Genomic DNA, 19,132 nt, shown 5'->3' on the forward strand with positions numbered 1-19,132 from the left:
GGCCGGCACTACAATGGCGCCATCCTCTTCGAGCACGCCCCCGCCATGACCGATTCGCCGCTGCACCTCACCGTCAAGTTGAACGCCAAGCTCCAGCCCGAGCATCGCCATGAGCTGTTCGAAGATCCGCTGGATGCGCTGCTGGGCAGTGCCGAGCTGGGCGAGATCACGGGCGGTGGCACCGCGCTGACCGAAGACGGCGAAGTGGACTACGGCGATATCGAGGTCGCGTTGAACGATCCGGCCTCGCTGCCTGGCGTGATCGAACTGCTGGAGCAGCTGGGTGCGCCGAAGGGTTCGCTGATCCAGCGCGGCGGCGCTCCCGATCAGCCGTTCGGCGTCACGGAAGGCCTGGCGTTGTATCTCAACGGCACCGACCTGCCCGATGAGGTCTACGAACAGTGTGATTCGAACTATGTGTTCGAACAGATTGTCGAGCGCATCGACGGCCACGGCGAGATCTGCAGCTGGTGGCAGGGCCCGACCGAGACGGCGCTGTATCTGTATGGCGCCTCGTTCGACACCCTGCACGCGCGCATCGCCGATCTGCTGGCGAGCTACCCGCTGTGCCAGGGCGCGCGTGTGGTGCGTACCGCCTGATCAGCAGTCTGGCGCGTGGCCTGCTGCATAGCGCAGGCCACGGCGCAGCTGCGCCCGCACATTCGGGTCGGCATACACCGCGGCATCGTGGCCCAGCCCGGTGTGCCAGCTGCGGCCGCCATCGAAGGGCCGGCACGGTGTCCGTGTCCGTCCTGCGCTGCAGCACAGGCAGCGCATGCCTGCGCTATCCGCGTTGTGGTGGGCCAGGGCGTCTCGCTTCATCCCCGATCGCCCCCGGCTCATCCCGGATTTCACACAGTTCGTCGCGTGCCGCTTGTCGCTGCCCCGGCCGGCGCCCAGAGTCTGCCCCTGTCCGCTGGGAGCGCACTCGTGAACAAGGGAATTCCGTATCTGCTTGCTGCACTGGTTCTGCTGACATGGTCGGCAGGCTGGGCCGAGCCGGTGCTGGCCCTGGTCCAGCACGCGCAGACCTGCCTGGCCGACGGTGGCGACTTCGATCTGCTGCGCCTGCGCTGCCAGCCGCAGCCCAGCGGGGTGTGCATCGGCCAGGCAACGCTGTGGTTCTGGCTGAGTGGCATCGTCTTCGCACTGGTGGCGCTGTTGGGCACGCGACGCGGCATGCACTGACACGCGAGCGGCCAACCGGCATCATCACCCTCTGTCTGAGGGAGGCCACATGGGTCCGAGCGAAAAGGAAAAAATGTTGTCCGGGCTGCCCTACCGCCCCGGTGATCCGGCGCTGCAGGCGGACATGGCCGCGGCCAAGGTGTGGATGGTCCGTTACAACGCCGCCCTGGCCGAAACCCCGGCCGTGCGCCGCGCGCTGTTGCGCGAGCAGCTCGGTGCGGTCGGCGAGGGTGCGGTGATCCGGCCGCCATTCCACTGCGATTACGGCTACAACATCCGCCTGGGGCAGGGCGTGTTCCTCAACTACAACTGCGTGATCCTGGACGTGGCCGAGGTCAGCATCGGCGATGGCACCCAGATCGGTCCGGCAGTGCAGCTCTATGCCGCCGATCATCCGCGTGATCCGCAGGCACGGGCTGAAGGCCTGGAGTCGGCCAAGCCGGTCCGGATCGGGCGCAATGTCTGGATCGGGGGCGGCGCGATCGTGTTGCCCGGCGTCACCATCGGCGATGACGCGGTGGTGGGTGCGGGCAGTGTGGTCACCCGCGATGTGCCGGCGGGCGCGACCGTGGTGGGCAATCCGGCGCGGAGGGTGCCTGCGCGCGCCCACGGCGATTGATCCAACTCAAGGCACCGCGTCCACATCGGGTGTGCAATGGTGATGTTCCCATTGCCCACCCCAAGGAGCTCTGCCATGTACAAGCGCATCCTGATTGCCACCGATGGTTCGGAGCTGGCCGAGAAAGGCCTGGCCAAGGGCCTGGAGCTGGCCAAGGACCTCGATGCCGAGGTCGATATCGTGACCGTCTCCGAGCCATGGGCCGTCGGTATGTACGACGCGATGGGCTGGAGCGTGGGCTACATGAACACGCCCGAATACAAAGCCGACCGCGAAGAGACCGCGCAGAAGGTGCTGCAGCCGGCCAAGGCCGCCGCGGAAGCGCAGGGCCTGCGTACGGCGACCGTGCACGTGTTGGACCGCTACGCCGCGGACGGCATCATCGATACCGCCACCGAACGCGGCAGCGACCTGATCGTGATGACCTCGCATGGCCGCCGAGGCGTGACCCGCGTGCTGCTCGGCAGCCAGACCGCCGAAGTGCTGGCACGCAGCACGGTACCGGTGCTGGTCATCCGATAACGGGAAAGCGGTAGTGCCGGCCGCTGGCCGGCAATGCCCCTCAATCGCGCAGTTTCAACGTCTGCGATTCATCCAGCGTGCCGTCGGGCTGCAGCACCACATAGCGCTCACCCTGACGGTCGAACAGGACCGGGATCGGATCGCGGAACAGCGGGCGGCGCACGAAGCGCAGCTGCCAGCCGAAATGCTCAAGCGTCTCCACTGCCTGGCGCTGCTCTGCAGTGAGGCCGGCGCGCAGTTCAGCCGGATTCGGATCGTGGCGGCGTTCGGGTGTCGTCATCGAGCGTGGGCAAGCGGGGACGGGGGGCAGCGCCTTGCCGGCCCCGTGCGGTCACGGGGCAGCAGTGCGGTCGACGCCCGGGATCACCAGCTGTAGAGCTTCCAGTACACCGGCGAGACGCCGTCCTTGTCGCTGTCCATGCGGCCATCGCCGTTCTGGTCGTACATGTAGAACGGGGCACCGCGCGACGGGGTCACCTTGACCATCCGCAACTGGCCGCCGACCCGGTATTCCTCGATGGTGTCGCCGTTGTCCTGCACCGTCTTGACCACATCGGCGCCAGTGACATCGACCGGGGGCCTGCCGCCGCCACCGGTGGCACAGCCAGCCAGCGCGAGCACGCCTGCGAGCAACAGAATCTTCATGGGCCGGGAGTCCTTGGGCGAAGAGGGCCTGATTATGCCCGATGGATCGTGAGGCCGGTGCCGACGACGGTCAGGGCCGGGCGCGTAGAATCGTCATATGAGCCGATTAGTCCTGATTGACGGGTCCAGTTACCTGTATCGCGCGTTCCACGCGCTTCCGCCGCTGACCAACGCACACGGTGAACCCACCGGCGCGCTGTTCGGTGTGGTCAACATGCTGCGCGCCACCCTGAAGGAGCGCCCCGAGTACGTCGCCTTCGTGGTCGATGCGCCCGGCAAGACCTTCCGTGACGACCTGTATGCCGACTACAAGGCCAACCGCCCGCCGATGCCCGACGACCTGCGCCCGCAGATCGAGCCGATGTGCCGCATCGTCGAGGCGCTGGGCCTGAGCATCCTGCGCATCCCCGGCGTGGAAGCCGATGATGTGATCGGCACGCTGGCCCTGCAGGGTCACCGCGATGGCCTGCAGGTGACCATTTCCACCGGCGACAAGGACTTCGCCCAGCTGGTCCGCCCGGGTATCGAGCTGGTCAACACCATGACCGGCAGCCGCATGGATTCGGACGCGGCGGTGATGGAGAAGTTCGGCGTGCGCGCCGACCAGATCGTCGACCTGCTGGCACTGATGGGCGACGCTGTGGACAACGTGCCCGGCGTGGAAAAGTGCGGCCCTAAGACCGCCGCCAAGTGGTTGGCCGAATACCAGCACCTGGATGGCGTGATCGCCGCGGCCCCGACCATGAAGGGCAAGATCGGCGAGAACCTGCGCGCGGCGGTGGAGCGCCTGCCGCTCAACCGCGAGCTGGTCACGATCCGCACCGACGTACCGCTGGAGGTGTCGGCGCAGACGCTGCCGCTGCGCGAGCCGGACGTGCCGTCGCTGAGCGAGCTGTACCTGCGTTACGGCTTCACCCAGGCGCTCAAGGAGCTGGGCGGCCCCGTGCCGGCCCCGGCCGCTGCCAGCGATGCCCCCCCGGTCAGCCTGCGTGGCACCGCGGCCGGCTACGCGCGTGCTACGCCGGATGAGGCGGTGGTGCCGGTCGACCCGGCGCTGTCCGCCCCCGGCGAGTACGAGATGGTGCTGACCAGCGAGCAGCTCGACGCCTGGGTGCAGCGCCTGGCCGATGCCGAGCTGATCTCCTTCGATACCGAGACCGACGCGCTGGACGCCATGCGCGCCAACCTGGTCGGCATCAGCCTGGCGGTCGAGCCGGGCCGGGCCGCCTATATCCCGGTCGGCCACGATTACCCCGGCGCGCCGGCCCAGCTGCCGCCTGAGCAGGTACTGGCGGCGTTGCGCCCGGCGCTGGAAGACCCCTCCAAGAAGAAGCTTGGCCAGCACGGCAAGTACGACCTGCACGTGCTGCGCCGCCACGGCGTGAACGTGCAGGGGTACCACGACGACACCATGCTGGAGAGCTTCGTGCTCAATTCCACCGCCACGCGCCATGACATGGACTCGCTGGCGATGCGCTACCTGGGCTACACCACGATCAAGTTCGAGGAGGTGGCCGGCAAGGGCGCCAAACAGATCTCGTTCTCGCAGGTGGGCCTGGACGAAGCCTGCCGCTACGCCGCCGAAGATGCCGACGTGACCCTGCGCCTGCACCACGCGCTGCAGCCACAGCTGCAGGCCACGCCCTCGCTGGACAGCGTCTACCGTGACATCGAGATGCCGCTGGTGCCGGTGTTGACCCGCATCGAAGCCAATGGCGTGCACATCGACATGGCCGAGTTGCGCCGGCAGAGCCAGGACCTGGGCTCACGCATGCTGGCCGCCCAGCAGAAAGCCACCGAGCTGGCCGGGCGCACCTTCAACCTGGATTCGCCCAAGCAGCTGCAGGCCGTGCTGTTCGACGAGCTGCAGCTGCCGGCGCTGGTGAAGACCCCCAAGGGCCAGCCCAGCACCAACGAAGAGGCACTGGAGGCGATCGCCGAGCAGCACGAGCTGCCGCGGGTGATCCTGGAGTACCGCGGGCTGGCCAAGCTGCGCAGCACCTACACCGACAAGCTGCCGGAGATGATCAACCAGGACACCGGGCGGGTACACACCAGCTACCACCAGTCCGGCGCCGCCACCGGCCGGCTGTCCTCCTCGGACCCGAACCTGCAGAACATCCCGATCCGCACCGAGGATGGCCGTCGCATCCGCCGCGCCTTCGTGGCCCCGCCGGGCCGCAAGATCCTGGCCTGCGACTACTCGCAGATCGAGCTGCGGATCATGGCCCACCTCTCCGAGGACCCCGGCCTGGTGCGGGCCTTCGAGCAGGGCGTGGACGTGCACCGGGCGACGGCGGCGGAAGTCTTCAGCCGCTCCCTGGAGGAGGTGACCTCCAACGAGCGCCGGGCCGCCAAGGCGATCAACTTCGGCCTGATGTACGGCATGAGCGCGTTCGGGCTGGCCCGCAACCTGGGCATCGACCGCGGCCAGGCCCAGGATTACGTGGCGCTGTACTTCAGCCGCTACCCGGGCGTGCGCGATTTCATGGAGCGGATGCGCCAGCAGGCCCGCGAACAGGGCTATGTGGAAACCCTGTTCGGCCGCCGCCTGTACCTGAACGACATCAACGCCCGCAACCAGGGCCTGCGGGCCGGTGCTGAACGGGCCGCGATCAACGCCCCGATGCAGGGCACCGCGGCGGACATCATCAAGCGCGCCATGGTGAAGGTGGACAGCTGGCTGGAGGATCACAGCGACCAGGCCAAGATGATTCTGCAGGTGCACGATGAACTCGTCTTTGAAACCGAAAGTAGTTTCCTCGATACCTTGCGTTTGAAAGTCGTGGAACTGATGTCCTCGGCCGCCGAACTGCGTGTGCGGCTGGTGGTGGATGCGGGCGTGGGCGACAACTGGGATGAGGCGCATTGAGGCCTGAATCACAGTCAAAAGGCTGAATTGGTTCAGTGCGCCACGATAATCTGACTGTTGGATGAATGTTTCTGGGAGGAGGTCCGGATTAATTGGGCCCCTTCACGAACTATCAATGTTCGGAGTGCTTTTATAGACCTCGACAGGCGCAATGCCTGTTGTGGATCTCTCCCATCCCCTGGAGCAGATCTCGGAACGGGGGCTCCTCCCCAAGCGCCCGTTCCCCGGCCCCGCTAACCTCCCCCTGGTTGGCGGGGCTTTTTATTTGTGGCGCCGGAAAACGGCCATCCACGCCGTCAGGCCATTGCCTCGCGCCGGGTGCCGGCCCATGCTGGCCGGACCAGTTCGGGGAGAGGCAATGAGCGACCTGTTTGCATTGGCCATGCCGTGGTGGGAATTCATCCTGCGCGCGGTGGTGGTGTACGCGGTGGTACTGGGGATGGTCCGGCTCTCCGGCAAGCGTGCGCTGGGCCAGATCACCCCGTTCGATGTGTTGCTGATCGTGCTGCTGGGCAACGCGGTGCAGAACGCGCTGCTCGGCGAAGACACCTCCCTGGGCGGCGGGCTGCTGCTGGCGGCGACCCTGATTTCGATCAACTACGGCGTGGGTTGGCTCAGCACGCGCAGCCGGCGCGTGGAAACGCTGGTCGAAGGCGAGCCGATCCTGATCGCCCGCGATGGCAAGGTGCTCGATTCCGTGCTCAAGCGTGAGCTCGTCACCCCGGCCGATCTGGACGCAGCGATGCGTCAGCAGGGCTGCCTGTCCATCGACGATGTCGCCCTGGCGGTGCTGGAGATCAACGGGCACATCACGATCGTGCCGAAGAAATAACGGGGACGGAGGTAGTTAAGCGCGTGCGCTTAACTACCTCCGTCCCCGTTAGAGCCAGTCGCGCGGGACGAGGTAATCCGCCAAACGCGCCTCATCGCTGCCGGCCTCCGGCTGGAAGCCATACTCCCAGCGCACGCGCGGGGGCAGGCTCATCAGGATGCTCTCGCTGCGCCCACCGCTCTGCAGCCCGAACAGGGTGCCGCGGTCGTAGACCAGGTTGAACTCGACATAGCGGCCGCGCCGGTACAGCTGGAACTCGCGTTCGCGCTCGCCGTACGGCGTGTCCTTGCGGCGCTCGACCAGCGGCAGATAGGCATCCAGGAAACCATCGCCGACCGCACGCAGATAGGCGAAATCACGCTCGAAATCGCCATGCAGGTCGTCGAAGAACAACCCGCCCACGCCACGCGTCTCATTGCGGTGGCGCAGGAAGAAATACTCATCGCACCAGCGCTTGTGCGCCGCATAGCGCTCTTCGCCGAAGGGCGCGCACAGATCGTGCGCCACCTGATGCCAGTGCCGCACGTCGTCGTCGATCGGGTAGAACGGGGTGAGGTCGAAGCCACCGCCGAACCAGGACGCCACCGCCACGCCATCGCGCTCGGCGCGGAAGTAACGCACGTTGGCATGGGTGGTCGGGAGGTAGGGATTGGCCGGATGGAACACCAGCGAGACGCCGGTCGCGCGCCATGACGCACCGGCCAACTCCGGCCGGTTCGCCGAGGCCGATGGCGGCAGGCGCGTGCCGGCCACATCGGAGAACCCGATCCCGGCCTGCTCGAACACGGCGCCATCGCGCAGGATGCGGGTCCGGCCACCGCCGCCCTCCGCGCGCTGCCAGAGATCTTCGGTGAAGCGGGCCTGGCCGTCGGCGGTTTCAATCGCCGCACAGATGCGGTCCTGCAGGTCGGTCAGATACGCGCGGACGCGGTCGAAGTCGTTCATGGGCGCTACTTTACCGCAGGCCGGTGCACGGCCTGCGTGTGCTCACTGGCGCTCAGTGGCCGCTTTTGCGGGTGCTGCTCTTGCTGTTCTTCGCCGGGGCGGGCGCCTCGGCCGGTGCTTCGTCGCCTGCCTCGGCATCGGGCTCGGCTGCCATGCGTTCGGCGATCTGTTCCAGGCCGGCACTGACCTGCATCAGCCCCCAGTTGCGGGTCGCGTGCACATCGCAGGCCACGTGGGTGCCTTTGCCATCCTTGGCACAGATCGAGGCCATCTGCGCGGGCAGCTGCTCGTCACCGGTGTGCTCGTAGACGGTGGCCAGGTTCTCGCAGCCTTCGCGTACGCCGGCGGTGCACAGCGTCCTGTAGAACGGCGCCGCCTCGGCCCAGCGATTGCGCAGCGCCAGCTGATGACCGGCGGCATTGCAGCCCTGCAGCTTGCCCGCCGCACAGCACGCCTGGGCACCGCCCTCGCGGCCCAGCGTCGGGCAATCCTGCGGCAGCGGGGTTTCGACGAAAACCACCGGTGCACTGCACTGCTGGGCTTCGCCGGTGCGCTCGTAGTAGCTGAAGCGGTTCCAGCTGTCCATGCCGATCAGGTTGCCGTTGGCCAGGCGCTTGAACACGAAGTCGTCGCCCTGGTCATGGCGCACACGGATGTCGCCATCGACCAGCCGCGCGCGCAGCTTGCCGCCGAAGCCGCTGTCGATCATGCCGCCATCGCCGAACGGCAGATGGTCCATCAGGCCCTAGCTGGCGACATAGCTGCCGCAGGGCAGGGCGGTGGCTGCCACCGGGGTCAGTGCCCTGGCATCCAGCGTGGTCAGCGGCGCTGCACGCTCACAGGCGCGCGGGTCCTTGCCCACGGTGCACGCCCGCTGCAGTGCATCGCGGGCCGGGATCAGGCGGCTGGCGTCCCACAACGCCTCGGCAGCGTTGGCGCAGAACGTGCCGCCGGTCTGTGCCCGGCACAGGGTGGTGATCTCATCGAGCTGCGCGGCCGGCAGCGGTGACGCCTTGGCTGCGCTGAGCCCGCCAAGCAGCGCCTTGGCCAAGGCTTGCCCCATGGCATCGCGCGCGGCCTCCAGACAGGCGGCCTGGTCGTACGCCGCGGACGCGGGTTTGCAGACCTCCGGCTCAGGCAGCTCCGGAGCATCGTCCTGGGTCGCCGCCACCGTCCTGGCCTCGCGCGCCTCGGATTGGAAATTGGCCAGCAGACGCTTGCAGGCGGCCGGCACATCCTCACGGCACCACTGCCGCAGGCGGTCGTTGCTGGCGAAGAGCGTGTCGTTCAGGCAGGTACCGATCTCGGCCCGGCACGATCCGGGCGGGAACATCGCGGCGGGGCGACAGCTGGCCGCCTTCTGCAGGCGGTACGTATTGAAGCGATCGCTGAGCCGCCGACCGCTGTCTTCCAGGGTCAGCGAGCCGACGCCGCCGTTGTCCAGGTCGGCCAGCTTCAGCTCGTCGCCGAGGCGGCTGAGCACGTACGGCTCCGGTGCCCGCCCGGGAATCTGCCGCACGCCCTCGTTCGCGCTGTGCAGGGTCAGCGTGGTGCCGGTGTCCTCGGACACGAACATGCCGCACACCATCGTCTGCGTGGCCGCGGCCGCCGGCAGGCTGACCGCCGTGAGCAGGGTGAACAGGGTCGTGCGCCAGCCGTGGCGGCGCAGAAGGGGGAGGGAAACAGTCACACGATCATCCTTGCAGGTCGTGCAGCGCACCGTGGCGCTGCGGGAAATATCTCAGCGGCGGAACAGTGCACGCACATCGGGCGCGCACAGGCGCACGATCAGCCAGCCATGCAGCACGGCGAACGCTGCAGCGGTCAGGCCCATCAGTACGCCCCAGATCACGCGCAGTACCCGCAGGTCTCTGCGCAGTTGCAGTATCTCCAGCGAATAGGTCTCCGCCGGAAGCTGCGCCAGCAGGTGGCGGAAGGCATCGTCGACGCCCCAGACCACCACCCCATTGAGCACGGCCGTGATGGCGAGCAGCGCCACGAACGATCCCCACGCCCAGCGCCAGCGCCGCAGCATGCCCCAGCACGCCAGGACGCCCACCAGGCTCGATACGCACAGCAGCACGTTGGCGAGCACCGGGTGGGTGAGCAGCCAATGCACCCAGCCGGGCAGCCAGTGCAGGTTTTCATCGGTCAGCAGCGCCTGCAGCGCCTCCGAGCCCGACAGGGGTATCGCAATCAGTGCCAGCACCGCCCACAGCGCGGCCGTGACCAGGCAGACCAGCAGCACGGACTTGAGCAGGGGGGCGAGAAATCCAGGCGCACCCTCCCCGCTGGGGTGTGGCGTGCAGGAAGGCAATGGCGGGGGAAGCGACGCTGACATCCGGTGTCCTGGTTGGGCAGGCCGCGACGTCTAGGTCGCAGCCACCGCGGTCGCGGCCGCGGGCAGGATATGGTCTGCGCTCAACGGTGCCAAGCGCAGGCCATGCGGCGGGCGCAGCGGCACCCACGCAAGTTCGGCGATTTCCGCGTGCGCGCGCGGCGAACCGGTGACCGTCACCAGGTAAACATTGGCCCGCACGCGGTGCCCGGTTTCGTGCACCGCCCAGGCCTCGAACCGGCCCAGCGGCACGGCAGTGGCCGGGTCCAACGTGACCCCGAGTTCCTCCTTGAGCTCGCGCGCCAAGGCAACCAACGGTGCTTCACCGGGCTCGGGCTTGCCGCCGGGTTGGATGAAGGTCTCCGAGCCCTGTTTGCGCACCACCAGCACGCGGCCGCCGGCATCGAAAACGACCGCGGCGACGATATCGATCGTCGCCGCGGCGTGCTGCACGTCAGTGGGGACCGACGTCATCGCTGGATTACTTCAGGTTCTCTTCGAACAGCTTGAGGATGCGCTTGTACTGGTCCAGCCAGGAATCGGCACGCACATAGCCGTGGCGTTCCAGCGGGTACGGCGCGATCGTCCAGTTGTCCTTGTGCAGCTCGATCAGCTTCTGGGTGAGGTTGACCGAGTCCTGGAAGAACACGTTGTCGTCCATCATCCCGTGCGCGATCAGCAGGTGATCCTGCAGGCCGTCGGCGTATTCGATCGGCGACGACTTGCGGTACGCCTCCGGGTCGATGTCCGGGGTGTTGAGGATGTTGGCGGTGTAGCCGTGGTTGTACTGGTGCCAGTCGACCACCGGGCGCAGCGCGGCGCCGGCCTTGAACGTGCCCGGCGAGCGGAACAGCGCCATGAAGGTCATGAAGCCGCCGTAGGAACCGCCGTAGATGCCGGCGTGGTCACGGTCGCCCTGCTTGGTGGCGACCAGCCAGTCCAGGCCGTCCTTGTAATCTTCCAGTTCCGGGTGGCCCATGTTGCGGTAGATCGCCGTGCGCCAGTCACGGCCGTAGCCGGCGCTGCCGCGGTAATCCATGTCCAGCACCACGTAGCCCTTCTGCACCAGCAGGTTGTGGAACATCTGCTCGCGGAAGTAGGCCGGGTACTGCTGGTGCACGTTCTGCAGATAGCCGGCGCCGTGCACGAACATGGCGATCGGGTACTGCTTGCCCGGCTCGAAGGTCTCCGGGCCGTAGTACTTGGCCCAGACCACGCCGGCGCCGTGCTTGGACGGTACCTGCACCAGCTTGGGCTGGATCCACTCGCGCGCCTTGAACTCGGCGGTGCGGGTGTCGGTCAGCACCTTGGCCTGGCCACCGGCGGCGGGCACCACGGCCAGCTGGGTCGGCAGGTAGGCGCCGGAGTAACGCACCAGCAGCTGCTGGCCGTCCGGGGACAGCGAGAAGTCTTCCACGCCGTTGAGCGCGGTCAGCTCACGCACCTGCTTGCTGGCGGTGTCCACCGCGCACACTTCGTAATCGCCCGGCGATTGCTGGTTGCACAGGAAGTAGAAGCCGCGGCCGTCGGCGCTGGGCACCGGCATCGAGGTTTCCCACTTGCCACCGGTCAGTGCCTGCGGCTTGGCCGTGCCCTGCTGGGTGTACAGGTGCGAATAGCCGGATTCTTCGGACAGCAGCCACAGCGTACGGTTGTCGTTGGACCAGCCGAAATCGTTGAAGCTCCAGTTGATCCAGGCGCTGTCGGTCAGGCGATGACGCGTCTCCAGCTTGGCGCTGGACGGGGTCACGCTGGCGATCCAGCGGTCCTTGTTGTCGTTGGCGCGCAGCATGATCGCGGCCTGCTGGCCATCGGCGCTCCAGCGGATGCCGGGCGCGCCAGGGCCACCGAGTACTTCCACCGGGCGGTTGCCCTTCAGGGCGTCCTTGCCGGCGGCCTTGCGCAGCGCGGCCAGCGGGTCAGTGCCGATGCCCGGCAGGCCGTCCAGCGACAGCGGCCTGACCGTGCCGGCCACGGCATCGACCAGCCACAGCGCGTTCGGTTCCGGGTCGTTGCGGCCCACGCGGGTGCGGGTGTCCTCGAACTCTTCGTAACCCGATTCGGTCACGTACTTGGGCATCTTGCCGCCGCGGCCTTCATCGAAGCTCTTCGGCTTGGTGACCACGATCAAGGTGCGCGCATCGGGTGAGAGCACGCTGTCGACGATCTCCACATCCGCGCCCAGATACACCGGGCCCGGCGCGCGGGTGCCATCGGCGCGACGCCAGCTGGCTTCCTGCGCCTTGAGTGCCTCGCGCTGGGCGCGGTCGTTGCGCAGCGTGGCCAGGGTGCGCAGCTGCTGCTCGCGCAGGGTATCGGCCTTGGGCGCGTCGTCCGGATTCTTCTCGGCCTTCAGGCTGGCGACCTGCTGCACGCCGGCGGCGGCGGTCCAATGGAACCAGTTCTGGCCGGTGCGCCAGATCACGCCGCCGTCGCGGGCGAAATTGACCGCGCCGGACTTCTCGGTGCTGCGGGTCAGCTGGCTCAGCGCGCCGCTGCGCAGGTCGCGCACGAACACATCGCCATTGCGCACGAAGGCCGAGCGCTGGCGCGCGCTGTCGTAGACCGGGCTGTCCACATCCAGGGTGCCGCGCTGGTCATCGCCAACCTGTGCGGCCACACCGCCGGCGACCGGCTGGCGGAAGGTATCGCGCACCGGGCTGCCGTTGCGCTTGAGCTGGTACTCGACCTGCTGGCTGTTCCAGGACCACCACGCGCTCTCGACCGGCGGACCGATCCAGTCCGGGTCGGCCATGGCCTGCTCGATGGTGATCGGCGTCGGCGCCGCATGGGCAGCACCGCCGAGGGCGGCGAGCAGCAACAGGGACAACGGCAGCGTTCTGGGCATTGCGGGCGGCACCAATGAGGAAAACCCGGCAAGCGTAGCAGCCGCAAGGGTCGCGGGAAGGGGCCACAGGTCATGGCACCGGCCCATGGCCGGGATCGGCAAAGTCGTCCCGCCAGTGATGCTTCCACGCGCGGCGAAGGGCGATCCCGACCTGCGCCCGGACGGCGCAGGCCTTGCGCTGCCTTGCCCCGCCCCCCGCAGGGCAGCAGCGCGTCGACAGCCCGGAACCGGCTCTACGGTGGCCATGAACCCCGGGGTTCACGGGAGACATCCCTTTCAAGGAGCGATTCGATGTTCAAGACGATCACGCGCGTGACCGTGCTGGCCGGTGCCGCCGCGCCTGCGACAAAGTGAAGCAGCGCGTCACCGGGTCGCATGTGCCTTTCACGGATACAGGCCCAGACTGGTGCGGATTTCAGAGCCAGTCGGAGGCGTCTCTTGGACGCGTTGTTGTTGTCCCGGATCCAGTTCGGGTTCGTCATCAGTTTCCATGTGCTGTTCCCGGCCTTCACGATCGGTACCGCCAGCTGGCTGGCCTTTGTCGAATCGCGCTGGCTGCGCACCGGCAATCCGGTCTGGCGCGAGCTGTATTTCTTCTGGCAGAAGATCTTCGCGGTCTCCTTCGGCATGGGCGTGGTCAGCGGCATCGTCATGGCCTTCCAGTTCGGCACCAACTGGCCACGGCTGAGCGAGGTCGCCGGCACGGTGATCGGCCCGCTGCTGACCTATGAAGTGCTCACCGCGTTCTTCCTGGAAGCCAGCTTCCTGGGCGTGATGATGTTCGGCTGGGGCAAGGTCTCGCCGCGCCTGCATTTCTTCTCCACCTGCATGGTGGCGCTGGGCACGCTGGTCTCCACATTCTGGATCCTGTCCTCCAACAGCTGGCTGCAGACGCCGGCCGGTTACGCGATGGTCGATGGCATCGTGCACCCGCAGAACTGGTGGCAGATCGTCTTCAACCCGTCCTTCCCGTACCGCTTGGCGCACATGGCCCTGGGCTCGTTCATCACCACCTGCTTCGTGATTGGCGGTGTGGGCGCGTGGTACCTGCGCAAGGACGTGCACCGCGAAGCCGGGCGCAAGATGCTGCTGGCGGCGGTGGGCTTCGCCGCGCTGACGGTGCCGGTACAGATCTTCGTCGGCGACATGCATGGCCTGAACACCCTCAAGCACCAGCCGATGAAGATCGCGGCGATGGAAGCGCACTGGCATTCCGAAGGCGAGGGCAAGGGCGTGCCGCTGGTGGTGTTCGCGGTGCCCAATGAAAAGGCCGAGCGCAACGACTACGAAATCGCGATCCCGCGCCTGGGCAGCCTGATCCTCACCCATTCGCTGGACGGCACCTTCGATCCGCTCACCTCGGTGCCTGCCAGCGACCGGCCGCCGGTGGTGCCGGTGTTCTTCGCGTTCCGGGTGATGGTCGGGCTGGGCACGCTGATGCTGCTGCTGGCCTGGGTCTCGGCGTTCCAGTGGTGGCGCGGCAAGCTGCTGCAGTCGCGCTGGTTGATCCGCGGCTGGAACTGGATGCTGCCCAGCGGCTTCATCGCGCTGATTTCCGGCTGGTTCGTGACCGAGATGGGCCGGCAACCGTGGGTGGTCTATGGTGTGCTGCGCACGGCCGACGCCGTGGGTCCGCAGAGTGCGTGGATGACGGCGCTCTCGCTGGGCGTGTACATCGTCGGCTATGCGTTCGTGTTCGGCTGGGGCGTCTGGTACCTGGTGAAGATCATCCGCACCGGTCCCAAGCCGCATGACCCGGCCCCGGCGCTGGATGCCGGCAGCCACACCCCGGCGCGGCCGCTGTCCGGTGCCGATGAACCGCTGGAGGAGCGCTGAGATGGAGATGACGATCTGGCTGCCGGTGGCATGGTTCGCGGTGATCGGCTTTGGTGTGTTGATGTACGTGGTGCTGGATGGCTTCGTGCTCGGCATCGGGATCCTCGCGCCGATGGCCGAGGATGAGGAGCAGCTCGACATCATGATGAATACCGCCGCCCCCATCTGGGACGGCAACGAAACCTGGCTGGTGCTGGGCGGGGCCGGGCTGATGGCCGCCTTCCCGAAGGCCTACGCCGCGCTGCTGTCGGCGCTGTACCTGCCGGTCCTGTTGCTGGTGGTCGCGCTGGTGTTCCGCGGCGTGGCTTTCGAGTTCCGCTTCAAGGCGCACCGCTCGCGCAAGCTGTGGAGCGTGGCCTTCGGCCTGGGTTCGCTGCTGGCCGCCTTCGCGCAGGGCGTGATCCTCGGCGCACTCGTGCAGGGCCTGCAGGTCGTGGATGGCCGTTATGTGGGCGGCGCGTTCAGCTGGTTCAGCCCGTTCTCGATGTTGACCGGCGCAGCCGTGGTATTCGGCTACGCGCTGCTCGGCAGTACCTGGTTGATCCTCAAGACCGAGGGCCGCGAGCAGACCTTCGCGCGCACCTTGACCCGCCCGCTGGTGGTGGCGGTGATCGTGTTCATGGGCCTGGTGAGCGCATGGTTGCCGTTCCTGGATTCGCGCTTGATGGCGCGCTGGTTCAGCGATGGCAACTTCTGGTGGCTCTCGCCGGTGCCCTTGCTGACGTTGGCCGTGGCCACCGCGCTGTGGCGCAGCGCGATGCACCCCAAGCGCGATCTGCCGCCGTTCCTGTTGACGCTGGCCCTGTTCGTGCTCGGCTTCATCGGCCTGGTGCTGGGCATGTGGCCGTACCTGCTGCCGCCGAGCATGACGTTGTGGCAGGCCGCTGCGCCGGCATCGTCGCTGAGCTTCAGCCTGGTCGGGCTGGTGATCCTGCTGCCGGTGATCCTGGGCTATACGGCGTGGTCGTACCGGGTGTTCCGCGGCAAGGTGCGGGCGGATGTGGGGTATCACTGAGGAAAGCGCGGTGGCTATTCCCGGTTCCGTGTGGGCGAGGGCGGTCAGACCCTGCTCGGACGCGCCGTAAACCCATCCATGGGGGCTCGTGAGCGGCATCCATGCCGCTCCAACGGTCCCTGCAGGGTCTGACCGCCCTCGCCCGGCAGAGTCTGCGTCGTCGGTTGGAAAAAGCCAACCGTAAAAGAAGGGTCAAAGGCAGCCGACCAGCGGTCGGCACTACAGGGGCCTGCAGCCGGCGAAGGGAACGACAGCCGCCGCGAACTCAGCCGTGCAGCCCCTCGATCTCCACCAGCAGCTCCGCACGGCACACTTCGGCGTGCAACACCACGAACGGCGGCGCCGTCGGCAGCGCCGCCATCTGCGCCGCCACCGCCGCCATATCCTCCGCGCGCCGCACATACACCTTCAGCACCGAGGTCGAACCCAACGCCGGCGACAGCGACGGCCGCTGACCGCGCGCCGTATCCACCAGACTCTGCAGATTCCTCAGCGTCTCCCGCAACTGCTCATCCACCGCCCCCGTGTGCTGCGACACATGCCCCACGATCGCCGCCGTTCCCGACTGCAGCAACGGCAGGCCTGTGGCCAACGGCGGCAGCAACGCCCGCGAAAAACTCGGCGACTGCGGCCCGTACTGGCGTGGATAACGGAACGCGCTCACCTGGCGCGGATTCTCCAGCGGCTGGCCCGGCTCGCGCGCCGCCAGCCAATACACCTGCAGCCGGCGCTCACCGTCGAAACGACCAATGCAGGTCGCCGCCGGCAGTGCGGCTTCATCCAGTTCACGCAGGCCCCGCACGCGGCCCACGCAGAAACGTCGGTAGCGTTCATCGTCGCCATCGCCCTCGGTCACCGCGTCCAGATAGTTCCAGGTGCGCAGCAGATGCGGATAGCCGCAGCGCGACAGGAACGCGCTCATCCGCGCATAGGCCTCGGCCGCGGCCGACTCGATATCGCTGTCGACCTCGTCAATCTCCAGCACCCCGAACAGCAGGCTGTCGGTGTGCGACCAGCGCACCCCCTCGGTGGTGCCGTGCGCGACCGGCGTGCCGCCACGCCAGACCTCGATCTGCGCCGGGCCCTGCTCGGCCAGCGGTACCTGCAGCCAGCGCGGGTCATCCAGCGCGGCGTGGGGCAGGCCGAAGCCGAACACGGCCAGCGTCTGCGGGTCGGCCAGCGCGGCATCGCGCTGCGCGGCCGGGACGTAGGCCACATGGAACAACGCAGGTCCGGAGGAGGGAATAGCGACTGCCGGAGCTGTTGCGTTGTCGATCATGTTGCTCATTTCAGGATGTGAATGCTGCCAGTGCCGAGAGTGTCATGATAGCGTGCGCTCCTTTCTCGGTACCGCCACCGGTGCCAGGCGATGTCGACGGCCTTCTCTTGGTACCCATCCATCACGTTGGCGGGAATGATTGAGTTTTCTGTAATTGATTGGGCGGCGTGGGCGCCGGGCATCACCACCCGCGAGCAGTGGCAGGCGTGGGCGAAGGCCCCCTGGCTGCCAACCGGTGAGGACACCCCGGCACTGTCCGAAGTGCCGGCCATGCAGCGTCGCCGCATCGAGCGGCTGGGGCGCATGGCGATCCAGACCGCCTGCTGGTGCGAGCAGCCTGACGACGGTGGCCAGGTGCCACTGGTGTTCGCCTCGCGGCATGGCGACGTGGCCCGCTCGATGGAACTGCTCAATACCCTGAGCGCGGACCAGCCGATGTCGCCGACCGGCTTTGGTCTGTCGGTGCACAACGCGATCGGCGCCCTGTATTCGATCGCCCGTGGGCATCGGGGAAACTATCTGGCCCTCGCCGCCGGCCGCGCCACCGTCGAGACCGCCTGCATCGAGGCCTTCGGGCTGCTGGCCGATGGCGCGCCGGAGGTGCGTCTGGTGGTCTATGAATCCGCCTTGCCGCCGGTCTACGCGGGTTTCGCCGACGAACCCGACCCGTTCTTCGCGTGGTGCTGGCGGCTGGGGCCGGCCGACGGTCCGGGCACCCGGCTGTCGCTGGGCTGGGGCGACGGTGGTGCAGACCGCCCCTCCGAGGCGCTGCCGCATGGCCTGGACGTGCTGCGCTTCCTGCTGGCCGGTGCACCGGCGCTGGCGCTGGACGCCGATGGCCAACGCTGGGCCTGGCAACGCCATGGCTGAGCGCTGGCCGGCCCGGATCAACCATGCCTGGCGGGTGCTGGGGACAGGGCTGAGCTTTGCCGCCTTCGGGATCGGTGGGCTGGTGCTGGGCGGCCTGTTGTTCCTGTCGTTGCTGCTGATCCGCGAGCCGGTGCGCCGGCGCGTGTTGGCACGCCGCCTGGTCCAAGGCAGCTTCGCCACCCACGTCGGCCTGATGCACCGGCTGGGGCTGATGACCTATGAGATCCGCGGGGGCGAACGCCTGCAGCGCAACGGCCTGCTGATCCTGGCCAACCACCCGACCCTGATCGACGTGGTGCTGCTGATCGCCCAGCTTCCCAATGCCGATTGCGTGGTCAAGCAGGCCGTGGCGCGCAATCCGTTCATGCGCGGCCCGGTCCGGGCCGCCGGCTACGTCTCCAATGATGACGGGGCGGGGCTGGTGGATGACTGCATCGCCGCGGTCCAGGCCGGCGGCAACCTGGTGATCTTCCCGGAGGGCACGCGCACCGTGCCGGGCCAGCCGCTGCGCCTGCAGCGCGGGGCGGCCAACATCGCGGTGCGGGGCCGGCTGGACATCACCCCGGTCCGGATCACCTGCACCCCGCCGACCCTGACCAAGGGCCAGAAATGGTATCGTGTGCCATCACGGCGATTTCACGTTCAGCTGGAAGTCGGGGAGGATCTCCCGATTGCCCCGTTTCTGAACGAGATCGGCGATGCGCCCAGGGGGGATGCCTTGGCCGCCCGGCGTGTGACCGATCATCTTGCCCATTACTTCGACTTCGCTGGAGACCCGACCCGTGCAAGCACTTGAGCACGAGATCAAGGAATTGATCATTTCATCGCTTTCACTGGAAGACATCACTCCCGAAGACATCGATTCCGCCGCGCCCCTGTTCGTTGAAGGGCTGGGCCTGGATTCCATCGACGCGCTGGAACTTGGATTGGCCCTGCAGAAAAAGTACGGTGTCAGCCTGTCAGCCGATTCGGAAGAGACCCGTCGCCATTTCTCCAGCGTGCGTGCCCTGAGCGAGTTTGTCGCCGCACGCCAGCCGTCCTAACGGCGCGTCAGGATTTACCCATGACCAAGAACGAACTTTTCGAGCGCATCGTCAAGATCCTCAAGGACAGCTTTGAGATCGAGCCGAGCCGTATCACGCCCGCGGCGCGGCTGTATGACGACCTGGACATCGACAGCATCGACGCGGTCGACCTGATCGTGCAGCTCAAGCCGCTGCTCGGCCGCAATCTGCAGCCGGAAGCGTTCAAACAGGTGCGCACCGTGCAGGACATCGTGGATGTGGTGCACGGGCTGTTGCCCGGTCAAGCGGCCGCCTGACG

At 67.4% G+C, this 19,132-nt stretch carries 21 protein-coding genes; 12 read left to right on the forward strand and 9 right to left on the reverse strand.

What is annotated here, in order from left to right:
* The first annotated feature begins 45 nt into the window (after positions 1–45).
* The 4 genes from AC06E9_RS18130 (at position 46) to AC06E9_RS18145 (ending at position 2,329) form a co-directional block, all read left to right on the forward strand.
* Positions 46–600, forward strand: coding sequence for a hypothetical protein (locus AC06E9_RS18130; protein WP_478056556.1), 555 nt, complete (start codon positions 46–48; stop codon positions 598–600).
* A gap of 330 nt (positions 601–930) precedes the next feature.
* The gene (locus tag AC06E9_RS18135) at positions 931–1,188 is read left to right on the forward strand and encodes a hypothetical protein (RefSeq protein WP_282264097.1); all 258 of its coding nucleotides are present in this window, start codon (positions 931–933) and stop codon (positions 1,186–1,188) included.
* A 49-nt stretch (positions 1,189–1,237) separates the two neighbouring features.
* Entirely contained in the window at positions 1,238–1,807 is a 570-nt protein-coding gene (locus tag AC06E9_RS18140) for a sugar O-acetyltransferase (protein WP_121040917.1), read from the forward strand.
* A gap of 75 nt (positions 1,808–1,882) precedes the next feature.
* The gene (locus AC06E9_RS18145) at positions 1,883–2,329 is read left to right on the forward strand and encodes a universal stress protein (protein ID WP_121040915.1); all 447 of its coding nucleotides are present in this window, start codon (positions 1,883–1,885) and stop codon (positions 2,327–2,329) included.
* Positions 2,330–2,369: 40 nt separating this feature from the next.
* Here the strand turns inward: AC06E9_RS18145 and AC06E9_RS18150 are convergent, their stop codons facing one another.
* Both AC06E9_RS18150 and AC06E9_RS18155 read right to left on the reverse strand, forming a co-directional pair.
* Positions 2,370–2,609, reverse strand: coding sequence for a hypothetical protein (locus AC06E9_RS18150; protein WP_282264101.1), 240 nt, complete (start codon positions 2,607–2,609; stop codon positions 2,370–2,372).
* 83 nt (positions 2,610–2,692) lie between these two features.
* Complete coding sequence (locus AC06E9_RS18155; RefSeq protein ID WP_070470027.1) at positions 2,693–2,974, reverse strand: DUF2782 domain-containing protein; 282 nt, start codon at positions 2,972–2,974, stop codon at positions 2,693–2,695.
* 97 nt (positions 2,975–3,071) lie between these two features.
* Between AC06E9_RS18155 and polA the strand changes: the two genes are divergently transcribed.
* Both polA and AC06E9_RS18165 read left to right on the forward strand, forming a co-directional pair.
* Positions 3,072–5,846 carry a DNA polymerase I gene (gene polA / locus AC06E9_RS18160; RefSeq protein WP_478056557.1) on the forward strand — a complete coding sequence of 925 codons (2,775 nt, stop codon included), beginning with the start codon at positions 3,072–3,074 and terminating at the stop codon, positions 5,844–5,846.
* A 358-nt stretch (positions 5,847–6,204) separates the two neighbouring features.
* The gene (locus tag AC06E9_RS18165) at positions 6,205–6,678 is read left to right on the forward strand and encodes a DUF421 domain-containing protein (RefSeq protein ID WP_176987812.1); all 474 of its coding nucleotides are present in this window, start codon (positions 6,205–6,207) and stop codon (positions 6,676–6,678) included.
* 48 nt (positions 6,679–6,726) lie between these two features.
* On the opposite strand, the gene hemF is transcribed toward AC06E9_RS18165, so the two are convergent.
* The 6 genes from hemF to AC06E9_RS18195 form a co-directional block, all read right to left on the reverse strand.
* Positions 6,727–7,623, reverse strand: coding sequence for an oxygen-dependent coproporphyrinogen oxidase (gene hemF, locus AC06E9_RS18170; protein WP_121040905.1), 897 nt, complete (start codon positions 7,621–7,623; stop codon positions 6,727–6,729).
* Positions 7,624–7,675: 52 nt separating this feature from the next.
* Positions 7,676–8,362, reverse strand: coding sequence for a hypothetical protein (locus AC06E9_RS18175; protein WP_478056558.1), 687 nt, complete (start codon positions 8,360–8,362; stop codon positions 7,676–7,678).
* Between the two features lie 6 nt (positions 8,363–8,368).
* Positions 8,369–9,313 (reverse strand): hypothetical protein, encoded by a 945-nt coding sequence (locus AC06E9_RS18180; RefSeq protein WP_478056559.1) that lies wholly within the window; start codon positions 9,311–9,313, stop codon positions 8,369–8,371.
* Positions 9,314–9,364: 51 nt separating this feature from the next.
* Positions 9,365–9,871, reverse strand: coding sequence for a hypothetical protein (locus AC06E9_RS18185; RefSeq protein ID WP_121040901.1), 507 nt, complete (start codon positions 9,869–9,871; stop codon positions 9,365–9,367).
* Positions 9,872–9,994: 123 nt separating this feature from the next.
* Positions 9,995–10,414 carry an NUDIX hydrolase gene (locus AC06E9_RS18190; protein ID WP_478056569.1) on the reverse strand — a complete coding sequence of 140 codons (420 nt, stop codon included), beginning with the start codon at positions 10,412–10,414 and terminating at the stop codon, positions 9,995–9,997.
* A gap of 28 nt (positions 10,415–10,442) precedes the next feature.
* Positions 10,443–12,809 carry a S9 family peptidase gene (locus tag AC06E9_RS18195; RefSeq protein ID WP_478056560.1) on the reverse strand — a complete coding sequence of 789 codons (2,367 nt, stop codon included), beginning with the start codon at positions 12,807–12,809 and terminating at the stop codon, positions 10,443–10,445.
* A 438-nt stretch (positions 12,810–13,247) separates the two neighbouring features.
* Here AC06E9_RS18195 and AC06E9_RS18200 point away from each other — a divergent pair, with 438 nt between their 5' ends.
* Together AC06E9_RS18200 and cydB are read left to right on the forward strand one after the other, a co-directional pair.
* Positions 13,248–14,645, forward strand: a complete 1,398-nt coding sequence (locus AC06E9_RS18200; RefSeq protein ID WP_152152101.1) for a cytochrome ubiquinol oxidase subunit I — start codon at positions 13,248–13,250, stop codon at positions 14,643–14,645.
* Between the two features lies 1 nt (position 14,646).
* Entirely contained in the window at positions 14,647–15,660 is a 1,014-nt protein-coding gene (cydB, locus tag AC06E9_RS18205) for a cytochrome d ubiquinol oxidase subunit II (protein WP_478056561.1), read from the forward strand.
* A gap of 265 nt (positions 15,661–15,925) precedes the next feature.
* Here the strand turns inward: cydB and AC06E9_RS18210 are convergent, their stop codons facing one another.
* Positions 15,926–16,939 carry a chorismate transformation FkbO/Hyg5 family protein gene (locus AC06E9_RS18210; protein ID WP_478056570.1) on the reverse strand — a complete coding sequence of 338 codons (1,014 nt, stop codon included), beginning with the start codon at positions 16,937–16,939 and terminating at the stop codon, positions 15,926–15,928.
* A gap of 135 nt (positions 16,940–17,074) precedes the next feature.
* On the opposite strand from AC06E9_RS18210, the gene AC06E9_RS18215 reads away from it, so the two are divergent.
* From AC06E9_RS18215 to AC06E9_RS18230, 4 genes are read left to right on the forward strand one after another with little or no spacing between them, the layout of a single operon-like run.
* Entirely contained in the window at positions 17,075–17,809 is a 735-nt protein-coding gene (locus AC06E9_RS18215) for a beta-ketoacyl synthase chain length factor (RefSeq protein ID WP_461769688.1), read from the forward strand.
* Positions 17,802–18,605 carry a lysophospholipid acyltransferase family protein gene (locus AC06E9_RS18220; RefSeq protein ID WP_121041337.1) on the forward strand — a complete coding sequence of 268 codons (804 nt, stop codon included), beginning with the start codon at positions 17,802–17,804 and terminating at the stop codon, positions 18,603–18,605. Before AC06E9_RS18215 ends, AC06E9_RS18220 begins: the two co-directional genes overlap by 8 nt.
* Entirely contained in the window at positions 18,592–18,852 is a 261-nt protein-coding gene (locus AC06E9_RS18225; RefSeq protein ID WP_019185497.1) for a phosphopantetheine-binding protein, read from the forward strand. The genes AC06E9_RS18220 and AC06E9_RS18225 overlap by 14 nt, the downstream gene beginning before the upstream one ends.
* Positions 18,853–18,872: 20 nt before the next feature.
* Entirely contained in the window at positions 18,873–19,130 is a 258-nt protein-coding gene (locus AC06E9_RS18230; RefSeq protein ID WP_019185496.1) for an acyl carrier protein, read from the forward strand.
* The last annotated feature ends 2 nt before the right edge of the window (positions 19,131–19,132 follow it).

The organism is Stenotrophomonas sp. Steno-Z10-BAI, from assembly GCF_056393115.1.

What these genes read in the sequence shown, in the direction of transcription:
- AC06E9_RS18165 (WP_176987812.1), top strand. Translation starts at nt 6,205, where the DNA reads ATGAGCGACCTGTTTGCATTGGCCATGCCGTGGTGGGAATTCATCCTG.
- polA (WP_478056557.1), top strand. Translation starts at nt 3,072, where the DNA reads ATGAGCCGATTAGTCCTGATTGACGGGTCCAGTTACCTGTATCGCGCG.
- AC06E9_RS18230 (WP_019185496.1), top strand. Translation starts at nt 18,873, where the DNA reads ATGACCAAGAACGAACTTTTCGAGCGCATCGTCAAGATCCTCAAGGAC.
- cydB (WP_478056561.1), top strand. Translation starts at nt 14,647, where the DNA reads ATGGAGATGACGATCTGGCTGCCGGTGGCATGGTTCGCGGTGATCGGC.
- AC06E9_RS18215 (WP_461769688.1), top strand. Translation starts at nt 17,075, where the DNA reads ATGATTGAGTTTTCTGTAATTGATTGGGCGGCGTGGGCGCCGGGCATC.
- AC06E9_RS18210 (WP_478056570.1), bottom strand. Translation starts at nt 16,939, where the DNA reads ATGATCGACAACGCAACAGCTCCGGCAGTCGCTATTCCCTCCTCCGGA.
- AC06E9_RS18175 (WP_478056558.1), bottom strand. Translation starts at nt 8,362, where the DNA reads ATGGACCATCTGCCGTTCGGCGATGGCGGCATGATCGACAGCGGCTTC.
- hemF (WP_121040905.1), bottom strand. Translation starts at nt 7,623, where the DNA reads ATGAACGACTTCGACCGCGTCCGCGCGTATCTGACCGACCTGCAGGAC.
- AC06E9_RS18155 (WP_070470027.1), bottom strand. Translation starts at nt 2,974, where the DNA reads ATGAAGATTCTGTTGCTCGCAGGCGTGCTCGCGCTGGCTGGCTGTGCC.
- AC06E9_RS18130 (WP_478056556.1), top strand. Translation starts at nt 46, where the DNA reads ATGACCGATTCGCCGCTGCACCTCACCGTCAAGTTGAACGCCAAGCTC.
- AC06E9_RS18220 (WP_121041337.1), top strand. Translation starts at nt 17,802, where the DNA reads ATGGCTGAGCGCTGGCCGGCCCGGATCAACCATGCCTGGCGGGTGCTG.
- AC06E9_RS18150 (WP_282264101.1), bottom strand. Translation starts at nt 2,609, where the DNA reads ATGACGACACCCGAACGCCGCCACGATCCGAATCCGGCTGAACTGCGC.
- AC06E9_RS18145 (WP_121040915.1), top strand. Translation starts at nt 1,883, where the DNA reads ATGTACAAGCGCATCCTGATTGCCACCGATGGTTCGGAGCTGGCCGAG.
- AC06E9_RS18195 (WP_478056560.1), bottom strand. Translation starts at nt 12,809, where the DNA reads ATGCCCAGAACGCTGCCGTTGTCCCTGTTGCTGCTCGCCGCCCTCGGC.
- AC06E9_RS18140 (WP_121040917.1), top strand. Translation starts at nt 1,238, where the DNA reads ATGGGTCCGAGCGAAAAGGAAAAAATGTTGTCCGGGCTGCCCTACCGC.